The sequence below is a fragment of the Flammeovirga aprica JL-4 genome (assembly GCF_012844305.1).
Taxonomy (GTDB): Bacteria; Bacteroidota; Bacteroidia; order Cytophagales; family Flammeovirgaceae; genus Flammeovirga; species Flammeovirga aprica.
Genome location: NZ_JABANE010000003.1, coordinates 116769 through 138138, shown reverse-complemented (window position 1 = coordinate 138138; position 21370 = coordinate 116769). Strand labels below are relative to the sequence as shown.

At 37.3% G+C, this 21370-nt stretch carries 13 protein-coding genes; 11 read left to right on the top strand and 2 right to left on the bottom strand.

Translation table 11 applies throughout. From position 1 onward, the window contains the following. The first annotated feature begins 89 nt into the window (after positions 1-89). Complete coding sequence (ppk1, locus tag HHU12_RS01965; RefSeq protein WP_169654465.1) at positions 90-2099, top strand: polyphosphate kinase 1; 2010 nt, start codon at positions 90-92, stop codon at positions 2097-2099. A gap of 42 nt (positions 2100-2141) precedes the next feature. Here ppk1 and HHU12_RS01960 read toward each other — a convergent pair whose 3' ends face one another. Together HHU12_RS01960 and HHU12_RS01955 are read right to left on the bottom strand one after the other, a co-directional pair. Beyond that, positions 2142-2549, bottom strand: coding sequence for a hypothetical protein (locus tag HHU12_RS01960; RefSeq protein ID WP_169654463.1), 408 nt, complete (start codon positions 2547-2549; stop codon positions 2142-2144). A gap of 155 nt (positions 2550-2704) precedes the next feature. Next, a complete protein-coding gene (locus HHU12_RS01955) occupies positions 2705-3439 on the bottom strand; it encodes a M15 family metallopeptidase (RefSeq protein WP_205959747.1) in 735 nt (244 codons plus the stop codon). A 29-nt stretch (positions 3440-3468) separates the two neighbouring features. On the opposite strand from HHU12_RS01955, the gene speD reads away from it, so the two are divergent. From speD to HHU12_RS01905, 10 genes are all read left to right on the top strand, one after another. Then, a complete protein-coding gene (gene speD, locus HHU12_RS01950) occupies positions 3469-3867 on the top strand; it encodes an adenosylmethionine decarboxylase (protein WP_169654462.1) in 399 nt (132 codons plus the stop codon). A 63-nt stretch (positions 3868-3930) separates the two neighbouring features. After that, positions 3931-4830 carry a 4-hydroxy-3-methylbut-2-enyl diphosphate reductase gene (locus HHU12_RS01945; RefSeq protein ID WP_169654461.1) on the top strand — a complete coding sequence of 300 codons (900 nt, stop codon included), beginning with the start codon at positions 3931-3933 and terminating at the stop codon, positions 4828-4830. 328 nt (positions 4831-5158) lie between these two features. Then, entirely contained in the window at positions 5159-5941 is a 783-nt protein-coding gene (locus HHU12_RS01940; protein ID WP_169654460.1) for a DeoR/GlpR family DNA-binding transcription regulator, read from the top strand. Positions 5942-6260: 319 nt separating this feature from the next. Then, positions 6261-9344, top strand: a complete 3084-nt coding sequence (locus HHU12_RS01935; protein WP_169654459.1) for a SusC/RagA family TonB-linked outer membrane protein — start codon at positions 6261-6263, stop codon at positions 9342-9344. An 11-nt stretch (positions 9345-9355) separates the two neighbouring features. Further along, positions 9356-11221, top strand: coding sequence for a SusD/RagB family nutrient-binding outer membrane lipoprotein (locus HHU12_RS01930; RefSeq protein WP_169654458.1), 1866 nt, complete (start codon positions 9356-9358; stop codon positions 11219-11221). A gap of 381 nt (positions 11222-11602) precedes the next feature. Continuing rightward, positions 11603-14689, top strand: coding sequence for a SusC/RagA family TonB-linked outer membrane protein (locus HHU12_RS01925; RefSeq protein ID WP_169654457.1), 3087 nt, complete (start codon positions 11603-11605; stop codon positions 14687-14689). Positions 14690-14702: 13 nt separating this feature from the next. Further along, on the top strand, positions 14703-16571 hold the full coding sequence (locus HHU12_RS01920; RefSeq protein ID WP_169654456.1) for a SusD/RagB family nutrient-binding outer membrane lipoprotein: 1869 nt from the start codon (positions 14703-14705) through the stop codon (positions 16569-16571). A 189-nt stretch (positions 16572-16760) separates the two neighbouring features. Next, positions 16761-19070, top strand: a complete 2310-nt coding sequence (locus HHU12_RS01915) for a GH92 family glycosyl hydrolase (RefSeq protein ID WP_169654455.1) — start codon at positions 16761-16763, stop codon at positions 19068-19070. A gap of 104 nt (positions 19071-19174) precedes the next feature. Beyond that, complete coding sequence (locus HHU12_RS01910; protein WP_169654454.1) at positions 19175-19918, top strand: copper homeostasis protein CutC; 744 nt, start codon at positions 19175-19177, stop codon at positions 19916-19918. Positions 19919-19925: 7 nt separating this feature from the next. Then, complete coding sequence (locus tag HHU12_RS01905) at positions 19926-21170, top strand: PNGase F N-terminal domain-containing protein (protein ID WP_169654453.1); 1245 nt, start codon at positions 19926-19928, stop codon at positions 21168-21170. Positions 21171-21370: the final 200 nt, after the last annotated feature.

Genomic DNA, 21370 nt, shown 5'->3' with positions numbered 1-21370 from the left:
TTTAACGCTTTGGTAATAACCAAAATGAGGACATTTTCCGTATATGCTTTATTATTGTTATTCAACCTTCAATTTGAGAGAAATAAACTATGAAATATACTTTTTTTAATCGCGACTTATCATGGCTCCGATTTAATGCAAGAGTTCTACAAGAGGCTCAAGACAAACAAAACCCATTATTTGAGAGAATTAAATTTTTAGCGATTTACTCGTCCAACCTTGATGAATTTTTTAAGGTAAGGGTTTCTGATATTCGTCAAATTAAAAATTTAGATAAAGAATTAAGAAAAAAGCTGATCACTAAGCCCAATAAGTTACTGAAAGAAATCAAACAGGAGGTCAACAGACAAGGGCAACTGCTGGGAAATATTTTTAGAAATGAAATTATACCTGAATTAAATGCATTAGGAATTCATATTGTCTCTACCAACGAAATCAGTGGGCAGTATAAGGATTTTGCAATAGATTTCATTGAAAATAAACTGAAAGAACCTTTAGTGATTAAAGATAATTTTTCTACGGAAGAAGAGTGTTTATTTATTGAAAATGAAAAATTATACTTGATTACGGCACAGCCAGAGGGAGGAATTATGTGCGTGAAAGTGCCTGAAGAAAGCAGGTTTATTGAATTGCCGTCAGAAGATGGACATAAGATCGCTTACATAGATGATATTTTGAAAGTTTATTTAAAAGAAACGTATGATAAAGTTTTCTTTGAACTTAAGGTTTCAAGAGATGCGGAGCTTTACATTGAAGATGAATATTCAGGTAATCTTTTAGATAAAATTAAAAACTCATTGTCCAACCGTAATGTTGGTCAGATTACTAGAGCTTTGATTGACGCTAAAGTTGATAAAGCCACGAATGAGCAATTGCAGACAGTGCTTGATATCAACGACACAGACATAGTGTATGGGGGCGAAAATCATAAAATGAAAGATTTCTTCGGTTTCCCTAATCCAATCGGTGACGTTTTAGAGCATAAGAAATTACCACCTATCGACCCCGATTATATCAAAACAGGAACGTCGGTTTTCTCTGTGATTAAGGAGAAAGAAAGAATGCTCCATTTCCCTTTTGAGTCCTATGATGGTATTTTAAAATGGATTGAAGAAGCGGCAGAGGATAAAGAGGTGACGGTTATAAAGATTACTTTATATAGAGTGTCTTCTGATTCTAAAATTGCGAAAGCATTGCTGAGAGCCGTTGAAAATGGTAAAAAAGTATTTGTGTTTATAGAAACCAAAGCCCGTTTTGACGAGGAAAACAATATCAAATGGGGAAAAAGATTAGAAGATGCAGGAGCGAGAGTAAGGTACAGTTTTCCAGGTATCAAAGTACACTCAAAGATACTATATATAGAAAAAGGCGCAACCAATGAAAAGTTTGCCTATATCGGCACAGGTAATTTTAATGAGAAAACAGCATCAATTTATACTGACTTTGGCTTGCTGACAGCTAGAACAGCACTGACGGAAGAGGTGCGTCAGGTATTTAGCATCTTAGAGGGGGAGTTGATTGTTCCGAAAATCAAGAACTTGCTGGTTTCTCCTTTTACTTCAAGAACGAGTTTTACAAAATTGGTAGACAAAGAGATCAAGAAAGTAAAACAAGGGATGGAGGGCTTTATTTTTCTAAAACTCAATAGCATTGAAGATCATAAAATGATCAAGCATTTGTATAAGGCAAGTAATGAGGGGGTGAAAATCAGATTGATTGTGAGAGGAATTTGCTGTTTAGTGCCTGGTATAAAGGGGCAGAGTGAGAACATTGAAGTGGTGAGTATTATTGATCGTTTTTTAGAGCATTCAAGAGTTTATATTTTTGGATCAGGAGATGAAGAGAAAATGTTTATTGGCTCTGCAGATTGGATGACGAGAAATATTGATCACCGTATTGAGGTTGTTGCTCCTGTTGTAGAAAAAGAAAATAGTCAGATCATCAGAGATATTATGCAGATGCAGTGGGAGGATAATGTAAAAGGGAGGATGATAGATGCAGATCAGACGAATGAAGTTTTTACAAATCGCAGTTCTTATGATCGTGGTTCGCAAGAACGCATCTATGATTATTTGAAGGAAAAAAACAGAAAAGATTGATGAATTCATAAAAAAGGCCTGCTTGTGAGAGCAGGCCTTCTGTTATTTTATGACATATCCTTCTGCAATACTTTGGTAAACCTTGTAATTGCGGAAGGTTTTATAGTCAAATTCTTGACTGACACTATCGGTGATGGTTTCTAGTGAGTCTTTCAATTTCTCATTGCTTTGGGTGTTGGGGTCGATAATATAAACATCCTCAAAATTCTTTAATGAGGTAGAATCTGTATTCAAAAACAGGTTCCATTCGGGCAATCCCGACCACGAATAATTTAAGTGACTTCGATTGGATACATAGTTTTTAATTTCATTCTCGTTTTTGATTTCAACAATGGATAGAATTACTTCTTCCATTTCATTAGTATTAGTAACAGCTTTCCAGTTACAAATAATAGTATTTGTGGTGGTGTTCCATTCCACAAATGCTGATTCATTTTTAAATACAATCATGTTGGAAGCGATTGTTCATGATTAACAGTATAACATATTTAGATGGAAAAGACGGTGACTAAAAGCCCTCCTCTTTTGTTTTAACAATGTATGAAATTATTTTATAAATTATTAGTGATCAGTACCTTATTATGGAATTTTTAATTTTTTTCTTTTTATTCACATTCTAGAGAGTGATCAGAAACTTCAAAATTCATGAATCTGTAAGAGTAATGCCACCATTCTGTGGAGGTGGGGCCAAAGCCGTGTTTCCACATTGTGTCCGCCAGTAATCGCCTATGTTCTAATACCTTTGGAGGTAAATCCTGATAGGCCGGCCAAGCTTCTTTCCCAAAAAAATCATACGGTGTGCCCATTTCTACCTGTTTTCCATCCATGGTACAAAGTGTTAAATCGACAGCCGAGCCTCTGTTATGCCATGAACCTTTTCTAGGATCAGCAACATAACGGCGGTCAGGATAGACATTCCACATTTTCCATTGTACACTTAATGGGCGGTAACAATCAAATAATTTCAATCTATAACCCTTTTTAAGAAGTTCATGTTGTACCTTTATAAGCTGTAAAGCCACTTTTTTACGAAGCATTGCTTTGGGACAGGGGTAGAGCACTTTTTTTGTGAAGTTGTTGGACGTCGCATAGCGGATGTCAAGTACAAACATGCTGTCTAGTTTAATCAATTCCACAAAAGAAGAATCAGATAAATCAGCAATAGATTGCCAGTATTTGTCTTGTGCTATCTTTTTTTTGATCATAGAGTGAATAATTTCATCCATTTTAGTATCAATGACCAAAGGAACCGTATATAATAAAGTGACCGTTTCTTGTTTTTTGTTACAGCTGTTTGTCAAGAGAAAAAGGAAAAAAATACAAACAAATTTGTTGAGCATCTGTTTTATAACTTTAGGATATAAATTAAATGAGTTTTTATAAAGGAGAAGAAATTTTTTTAGGGAAGCAACTTTTAGGTGAATTGTATGCCTGCAATCATGAAGCACTTAACAGCCCGGAAGCCATGAAAGAGATAATGGAAAAGGCGGCATTAGCGGCAAATGCAACTATTGTACAGTCCGTTTTTCATCATTTTTCACCTTATGGGGTTTCTGGAGTAGTAGTTATTCAAGAAAGTCATTTTGCAGTACACACATGGCCTGAGCATCAGTTTGTTTCCGTAGATTTTTACACCTGTGGAGAAACCGCATTTCCTGAAAAAGCAATGCAGTATTTGATAGAAGTGCTGTCTGCTGCAGAATACGATTTAAAAGAAGTGAAAAGAGGAGAATTAAATAAAATTGAAAAATTCATTACGGAAGAGTAAATTTTTTAATTCACTCAATTAAAGTTCTTAAATTTGCAATGTTCTCAAATAAAAAATACACTAATGGAAGTTACTATAGATCATAAATCAGGCTACTGCTTCGGCGTTGAGTTTGCCATTCAAATGGCAGAGGAAGAAATGGACGACTCTGGAAAACTGTACTGTTTAGGAGATATTGTTCATAATGATATGGAGGTCAAACGTCTACGTGAAAAAGGTTTGGTGGTGATTGACCGTGAGCAGTTAAAAGAACTGAGTGACTGCAAAGTATTAATTAGAGCGCATGGTGAGCCTCCTGCCACTTATAGAACTGCCATTGAAAACAATATTGAATTAATTGATGCATCTTGTCCGGTTGTTTTGAAACTGCAGAACCGTGTAAAAAATGCATATGATAAAACATCTAGCAAAGAAGGACAGCTAGTCATTTATGGTAAGCCAGGGCACGCAGAGGTGATTGGTCTTACGGGGCAGACAGGCGATAACTGTATTATTGTAACAGGAATCGAAGATCTGAAATTAGTAGATTTCAATCAGCCAGTGACATTGTTTAGCCAGACTACTAAATCCACAAAAGGGTTTTATGAGTTAAAAGCTGAAATTGAAAAAAGAATAGATGAGGTGCATGGAGAAGGCGCACATGAAACGCTTTTTAATGCCAATGACAGCATTTGCCGACAAGTTTCCAATCGAGAGCCTCAAATGGTGAAGTTTTCAGGAGAGATGGATGTTATCATCTTTGTGAGTGGTAAGAAATCGTCCAACGGTAAGGCACTTTATAATGTGTGCTTGAAAAATAACCCGAGAAGTTATTTTGTAGAAAATGAGAATGAGATTGACTTATCATGGATTAATGTAGGTGATAAAGTAGGTATCTCTGGTGCAACTTCTACTCCGATGTGGTTGATGGAACAAGTGAAGGATTACTTAGAGTCGCATGAAAAATTTGCTGTCTTGAGTTAATTTATTTTGTTAAAATATATTAAGAAGGAGAGCCGAAATGCTTTCCTTTTTTTATATCTGCACGTTTATGCTTGTTAATGACGAGTTGCGTTTTTGTTGATTATTTGTGTAAATAATTGATTATTAGTTATTTATTATCTAAAGTATATTTAACATAGCATACGTGATTTCTTAAATAAACATGCGTGTTTCTATTATTTGTAAGTTAGAATAATAAAAAGTTGTAATTATTTACATTTATTAATGAAGATAATCGCGTTAGTGTTTGCGTGTTTATGCGTGTTTTGTTATGTTTGTGGTGTAATCAAAACACTTTATCTAATAAAAAATGCTAAAAGAAGAAAGACAACAATTTATCTTGGATGAGATCAGAAAAAACAACAAAGTTTTGTCATCTGAGTTAAGTATCTCCTTAAATGTATCGGAAGATACAATTAGAAGAGATCTGAGAGAGTTGTCTGACTCTGGAAAAATCAGAAGGGTGCACGGTGGAGCTGTGAAAAATGCAGACAACACTGAAAACCATGCTGATGTATCCACTTATATCCCATTTAGTTATGAGGATAGAGAGGTGTACTCCAAAGCAAAGAAAGAGGTGATTGCTGACAAGGCAATTTCTTTGATCAAAGATGATTTAGTGATTTTGATTGACGGTGGTACCACCAATTTGGAGATTACGAAAAAGTTGCCAAAAGACTTGAAAGCGACCATTATCACAAACTGTTTGCCTATTGCTACAAGTCTGGCACCTTATCGTTTTCTTGATGTTTATTTCTTGGGAGGTAAATTGCTTCCAAACGCTTTGGTTACTGTAGGTTATTCAGTGATCAATGAGCTTTCAGACATCAAAGCAGATTTATGCTTTATGGGAACAAGAAGTATTGACGTCAACCGTGGTATTACTGATATTGATAGAGAAGAAGTAGAAGTGAAAGGAGCTATGGCAAATGCTTCAAGAAAAGTGATTTCAGTGGCGGCTTCAGACAAACTGATGACGGCACAACCTTTCTTGGGTGTGAAGCTAAAGCATGTAAATACAATAATTACAGAATTAAATCCTACCTCCGAGTTGCTGAGACCGTTTGTAAATGAGGGAGTTGAGGTGATTTAAGAGCTGTCAAATTATGAAATGAAATGAATTAAAAGAACCTATTATATAATCAAAAACTACCTTCTGTTTATTTATTGGATCCGCTTTTAAAAAAGGCGGAATAGTCACTCTATTTTTCAAATTTCAAGGAGTATTTTCTTTGAAATGTAACGGAAGAGTAGCAATGTTATATATTTAGATCAATCTTCTGACAACACAGAAATTCATCTTTCTGAATTTAAATTTTTATAAAAAACTTAAGCTACGACAGGTAGAGGGGACGCTCTATGCCTAATGTATCGAACTTTATTTTCGTATCTAATCTATTCATTTGACAAACATGAGAAAATGTCTACTAACGTTATTGGGCATCCTTTGGATGTTGGGTAACACCTATGCTCAAGATCGAGCAGTAACTGGTATAGTTCAAGACGCTGCTGATAAATCGCCACTTCCAGGCGTGAACGTCTTAGTAAAAGGTACATCATTAGGTTCTGTGACAGATCTTGATGGTAAATTCACGATTTTATTAAAAGAAGATCAAAACACATTAGTATTTTCATTTATAGGTTATCAATCACAGGAAGTAAATGTTGCTTCTTCATCTAACGTAAATGTAAGTTTAGAGATTGATGCTGAGGAACTTGATGAGGTTGTAGTAACAGCCTTAGGTATCGAAAGAGAGGAGAGATCTCTTGGTTATGCAGTTCAAGGTGTAAAAGCGGAAGATATGGGTAACGGTGCCGCTACCGGTAACATGATGAACTCATTATCTGGTAAAGTGGCAGGTGTACAAATCACTCCTTCAAATGGTGCAGGTTCTGCTTCAAAAGTGATTATCCGTGGTAATGCTATGTTAGGTGGTAATAACCAACCGTTATATGTAATTGACGGAGTTCCGATTTCAAATAATATCTTAGCAGATGGTAGTGATGGAGATGAGTCAGATATCTCTACAGGTGACGGTCTTTCATCTTTAAACCCAGATGATATTGCTGAAATGTCAGTATTGAAAGGTGGTTCAGCAACAGCACTTTACGGTTCAAGAGCGATCAACGGTGTAATCTTAATTACTACAAAATCAGGTAAAAAAGGATCATCAGGTGTTGATTTCTCACAAGGATTCTCTTTAGACTTTGTGGGTATCACTCCAAATGAGCAAAGCGTATACGGTAACGGTTCAGATGGCCGTTTAGCATCAGATAGAGATCAATTAGGCATGTGGGGTCCTAAAATTGAAGGACAATTAAACACAGCTTATTATGACGGTAAGGAAAGAGCACTTACGTATTACAACAACTATGACGATTTCTTCCGTACAGGTTTAACGAGCAATACTTCGGTAAGTGCTTATGGATCAACAGAAAAAGGATCTATCCGTTTCTCTTATTCAAATATGGATAACAAAGGTATGGTTCAAAACTCTACTTACAAGAGAAACACATTCTCAATTAAAGGTGATGTGAAATTGAGTGAGAAAATTAAAGTTGATGCTCGTCTTAACTACACAAACCAAAAAGCGAATAATAGATTGGTTATGGGTAGTTCAGTAAACTCATACATGTCAATGTTGATCGGTATGCCTTCTACAATTTCACACCACTGGTTGAAAGATTACAAAGATGAGTTAGGAAGACCAATTGGTTACACAAATAACGAGCAAAACCCTTACTGGTACATTCACGAGCGTAAAAACGAGGATGAGTTGAATCGTGTAGTTGGTATGGCTTCAGTAACTTATAATATCACAGAAGACTTAAAAATCTTAGGCCGTACAGGTGTTGATTACAGTGCTATGAGATTGAATGTTTTAGATCCATTATATTCTCCATGGCAGCCACAAGGTAGAGCGTTTGAAAGAACAAGCCTTGAAATGGAATCGAACTCAGACTTCTTAGTTTCATACAATAAGAAAGTAGGTAAATTTGATATCAATGTAAACGCAGGTGGTGCTTACTTACATCAAATCAGAAACTTCACAGATGTAGGATCATCAAAATTCTCATCATCTGATTTCCAAAACCCTGGAGCAGGTAGTGATGTATTCCAAGCGTACTCTACTTATGAAATGATGATGACTTCATTATATGCAACAGCTTCAGTAGGTTACAATGGTTATTTATACTTAGACGCATCTGTTCGTAATGACTGGTCATCAACTTTACCAATGCACAATAACTCATTCTTGTATCCTTCATTATCAGGTACTTGGGTATTCTCAGACATGGATTGGAGTGTTCCTGAATGGTTATCATTTGGTAAGTTGAGAGCTTCATGGGCACAAGTTGGTTCAGCAACAGATCCTTATAGCTTGTACTTGCAATATGACATTGATAACTGGGATCACAACGGCTTAAACTTCGGTAACATCAAAGGTAATGATATTCCAAATGCCAACTTGAAACCAGCAATCCAAACTTCTTATGAATTTGGTATCGACTTAAGATTATTCAATGATAAGTTAGGAATTGATGTTGCACGTTACTCATCATCTTCAGTAAATCAAATTATCCCAGTATCTATTTCAGATGTATCAGGATATGATAGAGCAATCATCAACGCAGGTGAGATTGTGAACAAAGGTTGGGAATTTGCAATGGATTTCAAAGCAATTGAAAAAGGAAACTTCAAATGGACTACAGCTGTAAATGCAGCATATAACTACAACGAAGTAGTTTCATTAACAGAAGGCGTAGATTTCTATGAAATCGCTTCAGCAGGTGGAATTTCTATCCAAGCTAACCCAGGTCAAGCTTACGGAGCATTAGTAGCGAAGAAAGCATTAAGAACACCTGAAGGAGGGTTTGTAGTAGACGGCGAAGGTCGTATTATGCAAGAAGATGAGCCTTCAATCATCGGTAACGGTGTACAGCCTTGGATGGCAGGTTGGAGAAACACATTCAACTATAAAAACTTAAGCGTTTCAATCCTTATTGACGGTAAGTTTGGTGGCGATATCTACTCTTCAACAAATGCTTCAATGTATGCTTCTGGTAAGCATGAAAACACTGTAGCAGGAAGAGAAGAATTCTACAGCGGAGGTACTTGGAACCCTGGTAATCTTTACACAGCAGTGGAAGGAGACAATGGAGATGTTACTTATGAGAAATTTGAAGGTAACGTAGATCCACAACAGTACTGGGGTCGTTATGGAGGAATTGCAGAGTTTAACTTATACGATGCATCTTTCATCAAGCTTAGAGAGGTTTCAGTTTCATACATGTTACCTAAGCAATGGATTCAAAAGACTCCAATCAAAAACTTAAGCCTAACTGCTTCAGCATTTAACGTAGGTTACTTATGGAAAAGCACTCCAAATGTTGACCCTGAAGCAAGTTTCAGTTCAAGAAATGTATCGGGTGTAGAGTCAGCGACTTTAGCACTGCCAAGAACATTGAACTTCAAGTTAAATGCTAACTTCTAAAAGTTGAAATAATGAAATTAAGAAATATATTATTAGCGGCTACTGTTGCTGCATCATCACTAATGGGTTGTACTCACAGATTCGAAGAGATAAATGACAACCCTTGGACATCAAACGACATCGATGTAAAACACGTCATGGCCTTTTCTCAAGCAAAAATGTATGCTTCAGGTCATGAGGCTTGGAGATCATCTATCATTATGGGTGGAGCTTATGCTCAAAATACAGCTTGTCTTTACTCAACGGGTATGGGATTCACTACCAATGATGGTTATACTGAACCTACCTTCTCATTATTGTTCAAAGATATTATCAAGAACATTGAGGATTCAAAGGTGAGACTTGCTCAAACAGAAGGAAACGAGCACTACATTGCTCAGTTTGATATTATTAAAGTAGTGAATATGCTTCGCGCAACAGAGTTGTACGGTGATATTCCTTACTCTACTGCCGGTAAAGGTTTCACTGAAGGGATTTACTACCCTGTATATGAATCTCAAGAGGAAGTATTAGAAATGATGGTAACGGACCTTGTAAATGCAAGAACGGCAATCATGGCTTCTTCTGATGAGAAATTCACTTCACATGATGCGTATGATGCTTCTACAGGTAAAAAAGATCAATACACTAGATTAGCCAACTCATTACTGATCAAAATCGGTATGTTGATGTCAGAAGCGAAACCTTCAAGAGGTGCTGAGATCTTCAAAATGGGTTATACGCATGAAGGTGGTTATATTACATCATGGGCTGATGCTTCTTTCGTAAGACACGTTGAGGCAGGTGGTCCTTGGGGACAGCACGTAAATGGTGTTGGTATTGCGGTTGAAGGTCAAGTAGGTGGTTTCTCTTATGCTTACCTTTCAGATGTAGCATTGAAATACATGCAAGCTAATCATGACCCTCGTATTTTCAGAATTGTAGCGCACTGTGATTACACTGGCGGTGTGAGCAAGGCAGTTACTAACCCTTCATTGTACCATGACTTTGATCCATTTGCTCAGGCAGGTGCTGAAGGTGAATTCAAGAAAGTACACTTCAGAGGTGTTCGTTTTGGTGACAACGGTGATGGTAACAGAGGTTTATTCCACAAGAAAGATGATGGCGGAACACAGCAGGCATCTTTCTGGAAAGATCAGAACGCGGGTGGAAGAGCAGCATATGCATTCGAAAACCAAGGTCAGTTGCTTACATTGGCAGGTATGAACCCAGCAACGTTCAACAGAACAATGCCTTCAATTGTAATAGGTGCTGATGAGGTAGCTTTCTTAATTGCTGAAGCCTCAACAATTCCTGCTTACGGCGTGAATGATGCAGAAGCATTCAGAAGAGGTGTAGAATTAGCCATCTCTAAATACGATGCACTTGGTTTTGGTGGTGGAGACTATGAGAATACTTTCTCTAATCTTTACAAGGAGCAAACGGATGCTAACTACAACCATAATGAGAACAAAACACAATATGTAAACGATGCAGTAGCAAGATATAATGCGGCTGCAGATAAGCGTGATATTGTAGTGACAGAACACTGGTTGTCTCAAATTGGAAACGGTTACAATTCATTCTCTTTAGTGAACCGTACGGGTGGTCCTTCATTCTTGAATAAAGTAGTTCCTGCAGAAGCTAGAGATTATGATCTTCCTTCATTTGATAAAGATCCAGTTGAAAATGCAGATGCAACGGTAGATGGAACATTTGAAGTAGTATTACATAGAGGTGGTGTGACTGATTATACTAGACCATCACGTTTCCCTTACCCTAATAAGGAGTTGAACGCCAATGGTAATAATGTTGGTCAAGCGATGCAAAGACAGAGAGGTTCAATTTCTGAAGCTACTCACTTCATCGCAGTGCCACAATGGTACAGTAAAAAATAATCTGAGAGCCTGAGAAATCAGGAAACGGTTAAAACTAATAGATGAACACTAATGAGACCTGGTAAAATTTGCCGGGTCTCTTTTTTTGTATACAGAAAATATCACTATTCTAAGATAATTGTCTTGCTAAAAACAATTCGTATAACAATGAATTATCTCATATTGACCACATCTGAAACATTAAATTAAACTTTTTAGTTCGGTGCGATTAGAATTGTTCTAGTTCATCTTTGAATAGTGATTTAAGAGTTTGATAAATAGTTGAATGGCTTAGAGAATTAAAAAATAAAGTCTATTTTAATTAATGAACTCAAAGTAAAACCATAAAAAAACAAAGGTCTAATCATTATTTATAACTAATTATTTCTTATTCAATTTACAATGAAAAAATACTTACTAATGCTACTTAGCGTCCTTGTCATGCAAGGTAATTTGTTGGCACAGGAAAAAGTGGTGACAGGTACTGTAAAAGACATAACGGACGGCTCAGCTCTACCAGGAGTAAATGTTTTGGTGAAAGGAACAGCTTCTGGTACAGTAACAGATTTAGATGGTAAATTTTCCATCTCTTTAACAGACGATCAAAATACACTAGTCTTCTCATTTATAGGATATACTTCAAAAGAGGTGGATGTTTCTTCTGCTTCTGATATAACAGTTGATTTGGAAGTGGATGCAGAGGAATTGGAAGAAGTGGTAGTTACTGCCTTGGGTATTGAACGTTCTGAACGTTCGCTGGGGTATGCCATGTCTGAGGTAGATTCTGAAGAACTAGGTTCTGCCGGTAATTCTGCCAATGTGATGAACTCCCTTTCAGGTAAAGTGGCAGGGGTGCAAGTCGCTCCCGTTTCTGGTGGAGCAGGCTCTTCCTCAAGAGTAGTGATCAGAGGAAATGCCGTTTTGAGCGGTAATAACCAACCACTTTATGTAGTCGATGGTGTTCCAATTTCAAATAATCAAGTGAAAGATGCAGGTGATAGTTCTGATTCAGGAGATGTAAATACTGGTGACGGTTTATCTTCTATTAACCCTGATGATATAGAATCAATGTCAGTTTTGAAAGGTGGATCGGCAACAGCTTTATACGGTTCTAGAGCAATTAATGGCGTGGTTTTGATTACAACGAAGTCTGGGACAAAAGGGAAAGCATTAGGAGTTGATTTTAATGTGGGTGTCACATTTGATGCTTTGGGAATTACGCCGAAAGACCAAAAGACATACGCTCAAGGTACAAATGGTACGCTTCCTCCAGATTCAGATCCTAAATCTGTAACATCTATGTGGGGTCCGAAAATCAACGGGCAGTCAATGCGTTTCTTTGATGGAGTAACAAGACCTGTAGGTGCTTATGATAATTATAGAAGTTTCTTCAACACTGGACGTACATGGAATACGAACGTTGCATTAACTTCAAGCAATGACAAATCTACAGTGCGTTTTTCTTACGGAAACATGGACAGTAAAGGACAAGTGGATCATTCTACTTATAAAAGGAATACGTTTAACCTGAGAGGGAAAACGAAGATGATTAATGATAAACTTTCTTTAGATGCAAGAGTAACATATGTCAATCAGCAAGCTCATAACAGGCTGGAAATGGGTAATTCGGTGAATAACTACATGGCCAATTTTGTGCAAATTCCGAATACAATTAAAGAGGAATGGCTAAAGAACTATAAAGATCCAACAACAGGGAGACCAATAGGTTATAATAATGATGATGAAAACCCTTACTGGACTTTAAATGAAGTGGTCAATGAAGATAAGCTTGATAGAATAATCGGTATGGTGAGCTTGACGTATGAGTTTACTGATTACTTAAAATTGATGGGTAGAGGAGGTACAGATTACAGTACCTTCCGTCAGAATGTATTACAACCATTATTCACTCCAAGGTTCTCTCAAGGTAGAGCTTTTGAAAGAACCAATCTCGATCGAGAAAACAACTTTGATTTTCTTTTGATGTTTCATAAACAGTTTGGAGATTTTGATATTACAGCCAATGCTGGAGGTGCTTACATGCATAAAGAAGTAGATTATACTGATTCAGGTTCAGAGAATTTTACAGCCATTGACTTCCAAAATCCTCTAGCAGGTTCTTCAAGGTTCCAAGATTTCAGAAAGAGTGAGAGAGCAATTGCTTCGGTTTATGGTACAGCTTCGGTAGGTTATAAAGGTTATCTATTTTTAGATGTTTCTGCAAGAAATGACTGGTCTTCTACACTTCCATTGAATAATAACTCATTCTTCTATCCGTCTTTATCGGCGTCATGGATCTTCTCAGATATGGACTGGACCATGCCGGATTGGTTCTCCTTTGGTAAAGTTCGTGCTTCAGTAGCACAAGTTGGTTCTGATACTGACCCTTATAAACTTAATTTGAGATACGGACTAGATGGATGGAATCATAATGGGGTGAATATTGGTAATGTAGAAGGTGGAGAAATTCCGAATAGTACATTGAAACCTGCAATTCAAACTTCTTATGAGGTGGGCATTGACCTTCGATTCTTTGAAAATAGATTCGGATTGGATTTCGCATGGTATAAATCATCTTCTGTAAATCAGATTTTGGGTGTAGATATTTCTAAAGGCTCAGGATTTGAAAGAGCATTGATTAATGCAGGGCAGATTGATAATTCAGGTATCGAATTGATGTTGAATTATATGCCAATTCAGAATGATAACTTCTCATGGGATATCACATTAAATATGGCCTATAATGATAATGAGGTTGTTTCTCTGACAGAAGGTGTAAATTCATTCCAGTTATTATCATTAGGTAGTGTATCCGTTCAAGCAATTCCTGGTGAAGCTTACGGTGTGATTGTCGGAAAGAAATTTAAAAGACACCCAGATAGCAATAGCATTATAGTAGATGACAGCGGTAGACCGGTGGCTGATGATGGTGTTCATATTATTGGTAACGGTGTACAACCGTGGATGGCCGGTTTGAGAAATTCATTTACATATAAAAATGTATCCTTCTCCTTCTTGATTGATTCAAAATGGGGTGGAGAGATTTATTCTTCAACCGAATCGAACCTTTATAACTTAGGAAAGCATGAATCAACATTGACAGGAAGAGATGAGTTTTATGATCCTAACCAAACATGGAATCCAGGTGGATTGGTAAGAGAAGATGGATCTCCATTTACAGATAATATCGATCCAGAACAATATTATGGAGCGGTAGCAGGGATTTCAGAGCATTTTATTTACGATGCCTCTTTTGTGAAATTAAGAGAAGTGACTTTGTCATATAGATTCTCAAAAGAACTGCTTGGAAAAACGCCAATACGTAACCTTACATTATCAGCCAACGCATTCAACTTATTCTATTTATGGAGAAACACTGATAATATAGATCCTGAATCTTCATTTACAAGTGGAAATGGTCAAGGTATTGAATTTGCCAACTTAACAATCCCAAGAACTTTCGGATTTAAATTAAATGCTAACTTCTAAATTCTCTTTGATAATGAAATTCATAAAATATTCTATATATAGTATTCTTTCCCTTTTGATGCTGATCGGGTGTACCGATACGTTTGAGGAAATGAATAAAGATCCATGGAAAAGTAATAATCTGGATCCAAAACATTTGTATACTTTCTCTCAGTTAAAAATGTTTTCTAGTGGTCACGAAGGCTTTAGAGGAAATCTTATTATGTCTAGTCCGCTGTCTCAAAATTTGGCTTGTAATTATACACAAGGATCAGGTTTTAGACGAAATGATGGTTATACAGAAGCAACGTGGAGTTTGATTTTTGGCGATGTGATGAAAAATATTGCTGATATTCAAAGTCGCTTGGGTGATCAGGAAGGGCAAGAAGGTAAAATTGCACAAGCACAAATCGTTAAAGTGGTCAACTTGCTTAGAATGACGGCACTTTATGGTGATATACCTTATACTGAGGCAGGGCAAGGATTCACTGACCGTAATTTTTATCCTAAGTTTGATGATCAGGAAACAGTCTTGAATACTATGGCCACAGAGTTGGAACAGGCTAGAGGTGTATTATTAAATTCGGCTACAAATACGAATCTGTTTACAAACTCTGAATCAGCAGAATTATATGAACCGAGTACAGTTGGAGCTGAAAAATATGTGAGATTGGCGAATTCATTGTTGATGAAAATTGGGATGATGATGTCACATGCCGACCCAACCAAAGGACAGGAGATTTTCTTAAAAGGTATGAATGGTGACGGTGGTTATATCACAGATTGGTCCAATGCTGTCTATGTAAATCATGTAGATGTGGGTGGTCCATGGGGACAACATATCAATGGTACAGGCGTTGCAGTGAGAGGGGAAGTAGGTGGTTTTTCAGGTCCGTTTATGAGTGAATTGGCTTTGAAAAACATGCAACAGAGGCAAGACCCTAGATTGTTTAGAATTACATCACATTTGACGCAAGATGGAAGTGCTTATGTAAGTATGGAAGATACTGCGCGATATACTAATTTTGATCCTTTTGCACAGGCAGGGGGTCCTAACGAGTTTAAAGAAGTGCATTACAGAGGAATGAGATATGGAGAAAACGCTTTTGGAACGAAGGGACTTTTCCATAATTCGAGTTCGGATCAAGTGGTTCAGGCGGCACTTTGGACTGACCAAACCGATTATAAGTTTGAGGATAAAGGACAATTTGCGACATTGGCAAGTTTAGCTCCAGCAACGTACAACAGAGTGACGCCTTCTATAGTTATTGGTGCAGATGAGATGAATTTTATGCTTGCTGAAGCAGTGTTGATCTACGGAGTGGCTGGAGATGCGAAAACCTATTTTACAAATGCAGTGACTTTAGCATTAGCAAAGTACGATGCAATCAATTTTCCAGGAAAAGAGTTTGAGACTAAAATGGAGGAATTGTATAAGCGTCAAACAAATAATGCCTATGATCATGATAATGCCGTAGCTACATATATTACGAATGCCAATCAAGCTTATGATGACGCATCTGATAAATTAGAGGTGATCGCTTATGAAAGTTGGATTTCGAATATTGGTGATGGTTACAATGCTTTTGCAAATTGGAATAGAACCAATAAACCTTCTATAGTAAGAGCTACATTGTCTCAAGATGATGATGGTACTTATGATTTGCCTTCCTATCCGGGTGATCCATTATTAGAAACGCTAACACCTTCTGCTACACCAGAAAATGTGCCGTTGCATTTAGGTGGTGTGACGAACTATGTAAGACCTGCACGTTTCCCTTATCCAGACAGAGAATTAACGGTGCACCCGTCTGAAACGAATAGAGTAATTGCAGAGCAAAGAGCGAATTCACCAAGCAACCCTGATTTTATAGGTATAAAACAGTGGTACAGCTTTAGATAAAATTATAGATAATACCTCTAGTAAATACTACTAGAGGTATTTTTGTGTGCCTTTATTTTTGGAACATTAAACAGAATGATATAAATCTTTGTTTATTTACAAAGGTTAGCAATTTTATGCATGTTTTTGCATGTTTGGATGCGTGATTATTACTGTTTTTTTTTATTTTTGCTGTACAAAGAACACTTTATGATAACCGCACCATTATTGGTCATACTAAAATTAATTACCGTGTCGATCTTAAATTACATCAAGAATACCTTAAAAGTCGTTGCTTTTACGCCTATGATTGCAATGACGGCCTGTACTGACGAAATGCCGAAACAGGCAGAAGAACAGCAATTAGTTGATTTTGTTGATCCATTGATCGGCACAGGTGAGCATGGACATACTTTTCCAGGAGCAACATTACCTTATGGTGGTGTTCAGTGTAGCCCTATCAACGGAGTAAGTGGATGGGACTGGGTAAGTGGTTATCATATTTCAGATTCATTATTAATTGGTTTTGGACACCTGCATTTAAGCGGAACGGGTATTGGTGATTTAAACGATTTGATCGTATTGCCTACAGCCAAAGAGCATACCTTGGATGCCATGGAGCAAAACAGAAATAACCTTCCTTACACGCAACGTTATTCTCACGAGAATGAAACGGCAAAACCAGGTTATTATGCTGTTTTACTTGAAAACAGTGGTATTAAAGCTGAAATGACAACGGGAACAAGAGTTGGTTTTCATAGATGGACTTACCCACAGTCAGCAGAAAAACCTTCGATGATTGTAAACCTTGGATTTGCAGTCAACTGGGACGGTGTAACGAAGTCGTCTTTGATTCAGTTGGATGATTATAGAGTACAAGGTGAGCGTCTTTCTCAAGGATGGGCTGAAGATCAGAGAGTATATTTTGAAATGAAATTCTCTCAACCAATTGAGAAAATCAATATTGAAAAAGAAGGAGAGCGATTAGTGGCGCAAGTGTTCTTTAAAAGTGTTGATGCTCAAAATCAAGTTACTGCAGCAGTAGGAGTTTCTTCTGCAACTCTTGAAGGTGCACATGTGGCATTGGAGCAAGAAGCAGCGGGTTATGATTTTGATTTAAAGAAACAAAAAGCAAGTGATATTTGGGAAGAGGCATTAAATCAGATCAAAATCACTACAAAAGATAAGAAGTCAAGAGAGATTTTCTACACGGCATTATACCATTCTAAGATCGCTCCCGTAACGCATTCAGATGCACAAGGAAATTATAAAGGAGCAGATCATGAGCTTCATCATGCTAATGGTTTCAGATATTACAGTACGTTCTCACTTTGGGACACTTTCAGAGCTGTACATCCGTTATCAACTATTGTGGAGTCAGAAAAGAGAAATGCTGATTTTATCAATTCAATGTTAGCACACTTTGATGAAACAGGTCTTCTGCCGGTTTGGGCATTAGCAGGTAATGAAACCAACTGTATGACAGGTTATCATGCTATGCCGGTTTTAGCAGATGCGGTATTGAAAGGTATTGATGATATTGATCCTAAGCGTGTTTATGAAGCAATGAAGGTGACTTCAATGCAAGATGAACGTGACTTGAAAGCGTATAAAAAATACGGATTCATTCCTTCTGATAAAGGTGGTGAGTCAGTGACGAAAACATTAGAATATGCTTATGATGACTGGTGTATTGCTCAAGTAGCAAAACACGTAGGTGATGAAGCTGGTTATGCCAAATACATGAAACGTTCGGAAGGTTATAAACCACTTTTCGATCCGGAAACAGAATTTATGAGAGGTCGTATGACAAACGGTAAATTCAGATTGCCATTTGACCCAGCGGAAGCAAATCACAGAGAAAATACTGATTATACAGAAGGAAATGCTTATCAGCACAGCTGGTTTGTATTGCAGGATATTCAAGGTTTGGTTGATTTATTCCCTTCTAAAAAAGCATTTGTAGCAAAATTGGATGAATTGTTTACAGTATCATCAGAGTTGACAGGTGATAATGTGTCTCCAGATATTACAGGTCTAATCGGTCAGTATGCACATGGTAATGAACCATCGCATCATATTGCTTACCTATACAACTATGCAGGTGAAGCTTGGAAATCACAAGAAAAAATACACGAAATTCTTTTTACACAATATGATAATACTCCTGAGGGAATCAGTGGTAATGAGGATTGTGGTCAAATCTCAGCTTGGTATGTATTCAGTAGCTTAGGTTTCTACCCAGTCAATCCAGCACAAGGAATTTATGTGATCGGTACACCAATTTTTGAAGAAGCAGAAATTAATACTTCGACAGGAAAACAATTTAAAGTTATAGCTAAAAACGTGTCGAAGGAAAACAAATACATCAACAAAATTACACTGAACGGTAAAACGATTGACCGTTTGTACATCACTCATAAAGAGATCATGAGTGGAGGAGCGTTGGAATTTGAGATGACTAATGTGCCTAATAAACAATTGGGAGCTCAAAATGCCATCCCAATGAAAGCATTCTAGATATTAAATTTATTAACCATATACAGCTCAAAGTAGGAGCTGAAAAACAAGAAAAAAGAGGAGGGACTACGGGACTAATGACTCCTCTTTTTTGACTAAGGATTATGAATGTAACGTTAGAAATTTGCTCCTATACGGTGGATTCCGCCATTAACGCCCAGAGAGGCGGAGCAGATAGAATAGAACTATGTGGAGGAAGATTAGAAGGGGGAACTACGCCAAGCGTGGGGATGATGAAATTGGTTCGAAAATATGTAGATATAGACGTTTACCCAATTATCAGACCTCGTGGAGGTGACTTCTTTTTTACAGACCTTGAGTTTGAGGAGATGTTGGAAGACATCAAAATAGCCAAGGAATCAGGCATGAACGGTGTGGTGATTGGTGCACTGACCGCTGATGCTGAAATTGATGTGGAAAGATGCAAAGCTTTGGTGGATGAGGCAAAACCTTTAGGGGTGACTTTCCATAGAGCTTTTGATATGGCCAGAGATACTGAAAAGGCACTGGAAGACTTGATTACTTTGGGTGTGGATAGAGTATTGACTTCAGGTCAGATGATGACGGCGCCAGAAGGTGTCAAGGTATTAAAAGATTTAGTAAAACAAGCAGATGGCCGTATTGAAATCATGGCAGGAAGTGGCGTTTTACCAAATAATGTGAAAGAAATTATTGAAAATACAGGAGTTACAGCAGTGCATTCCTCTGCCTCTAAATTGGTGGATAGTCAGATGACATTCAAAAACAATGGAGTGGCAATGAGTAAAGAAAGCACTGGCTCAGAATATTTAAGAGCGGTAACCTGTGATAAAACTGTACAATCTCTTAAACAGGAAATAAATAAATAAACGACAAATGAAACAGCAGATTCTTCAACTACTCGCTTTAACTGTACTCATGGTAAGCTGTGGCCCTAAGGAAATTCCTTCAATCGGCAGTAAAGTTTATCATGTTTTTGATCAAGAGCACCTTTACTTTGATCCTGAATTAACAAAAGACGGCATCAGAGTAAGTGATACACAACCTTTCTATATTGAATCAGGACGTATCATGCTTCGTAAACTAAATATTCCAAAATTCGAACGTGAAACGAAAGTCTCTATTATTGTAGAGGAAACTTCTGCAGGTGATCGTTGGGATAAGGCAGGGTCAGTGTTTGTGATGGATGCCAATGGTGTAAATATGTTGACGGTTGCTCGTGAGAAATATGAGTTAGAGCACAGCGATGATGCCGAGGAAACGGATAATTATCCTGGTATGATTGCAGAAGGAGAATATAAACCTGCTGTGGAGTTGATGCGTTTTATGACACCGTTTGGAGTGGGGCATTATTCGAAGCAAGATACCTCAAAGTACCCTAACAGAATGCCGGTTTACATTGATGGATGGGCTGAAAAGGCCATGTGGAAACAAGACATCACACAACTTTTACCATTACTAGAAGGTGAAGTTTATGTAGGTGTTCACATTGATACATGGACAAAAGAAGGTTACAAAGTGGATGTTAAGCTAAGATTTGAGGAATCAGAAAATGCTTATGAACCTGCTAAGAAACGTTGGGTAGCACCAGTGTTAAACTCTGTAAGATATATTCCGCCTCAAAGAGGTTGCGATAAATTCCAAAGAGCAGATGTAGGTACTTCTGTTGAAGTCCCTGCCAATGCCAAAGACATTCAAATGGCTTATATCACAACAGGTCATGGTGGTCACTCAGGTGGTGACGAGTTTGTGCCGACTGAGAATATCATCAAACTTGATGGTCAAGAGCTATTTAAGTTTACGCCTTGGAGAACAGACTGTGCTTCTTTCCGTAGATTTAACCCAACTTCAGGTGTTTGGTTAAAGAAAAGAAAAGTAGATTACATAGACTGGGAAGCAAAAGGCTATAGAACGAAAGAAATTGAAGAGCCGGAAGCATCATCAGATTTGTCAAGATCAAACTGGTGTCCTGGTTCTGACGTACCGCCAATGATTATTCCGATGGAAAAGATTTCGGGTAAACATGAAATAACAGTGAGTATGCCAACAGCACAAAAGCTGAAGGAAGGAGAGCAAAACTTCTGGTTTGTTTCTGCTTACCTGTTCGGTGAATTAAATTAATGCAAAGAAATACTAACTAGCTCAGGGAATTCAATTCCTTGGGCTATTTTAGCATAAGTACTAAGCCAAAAATAAATCATAGTTAATTCTAATTTATTTTTTGAGAGTACAACGCTAAAAAACGTATTAATAGTGGTTCTATTAAAAGTTTTTTGAAGGAAGTAATCGCAAAACAATAAATAGAATTAGTATTAGATAAT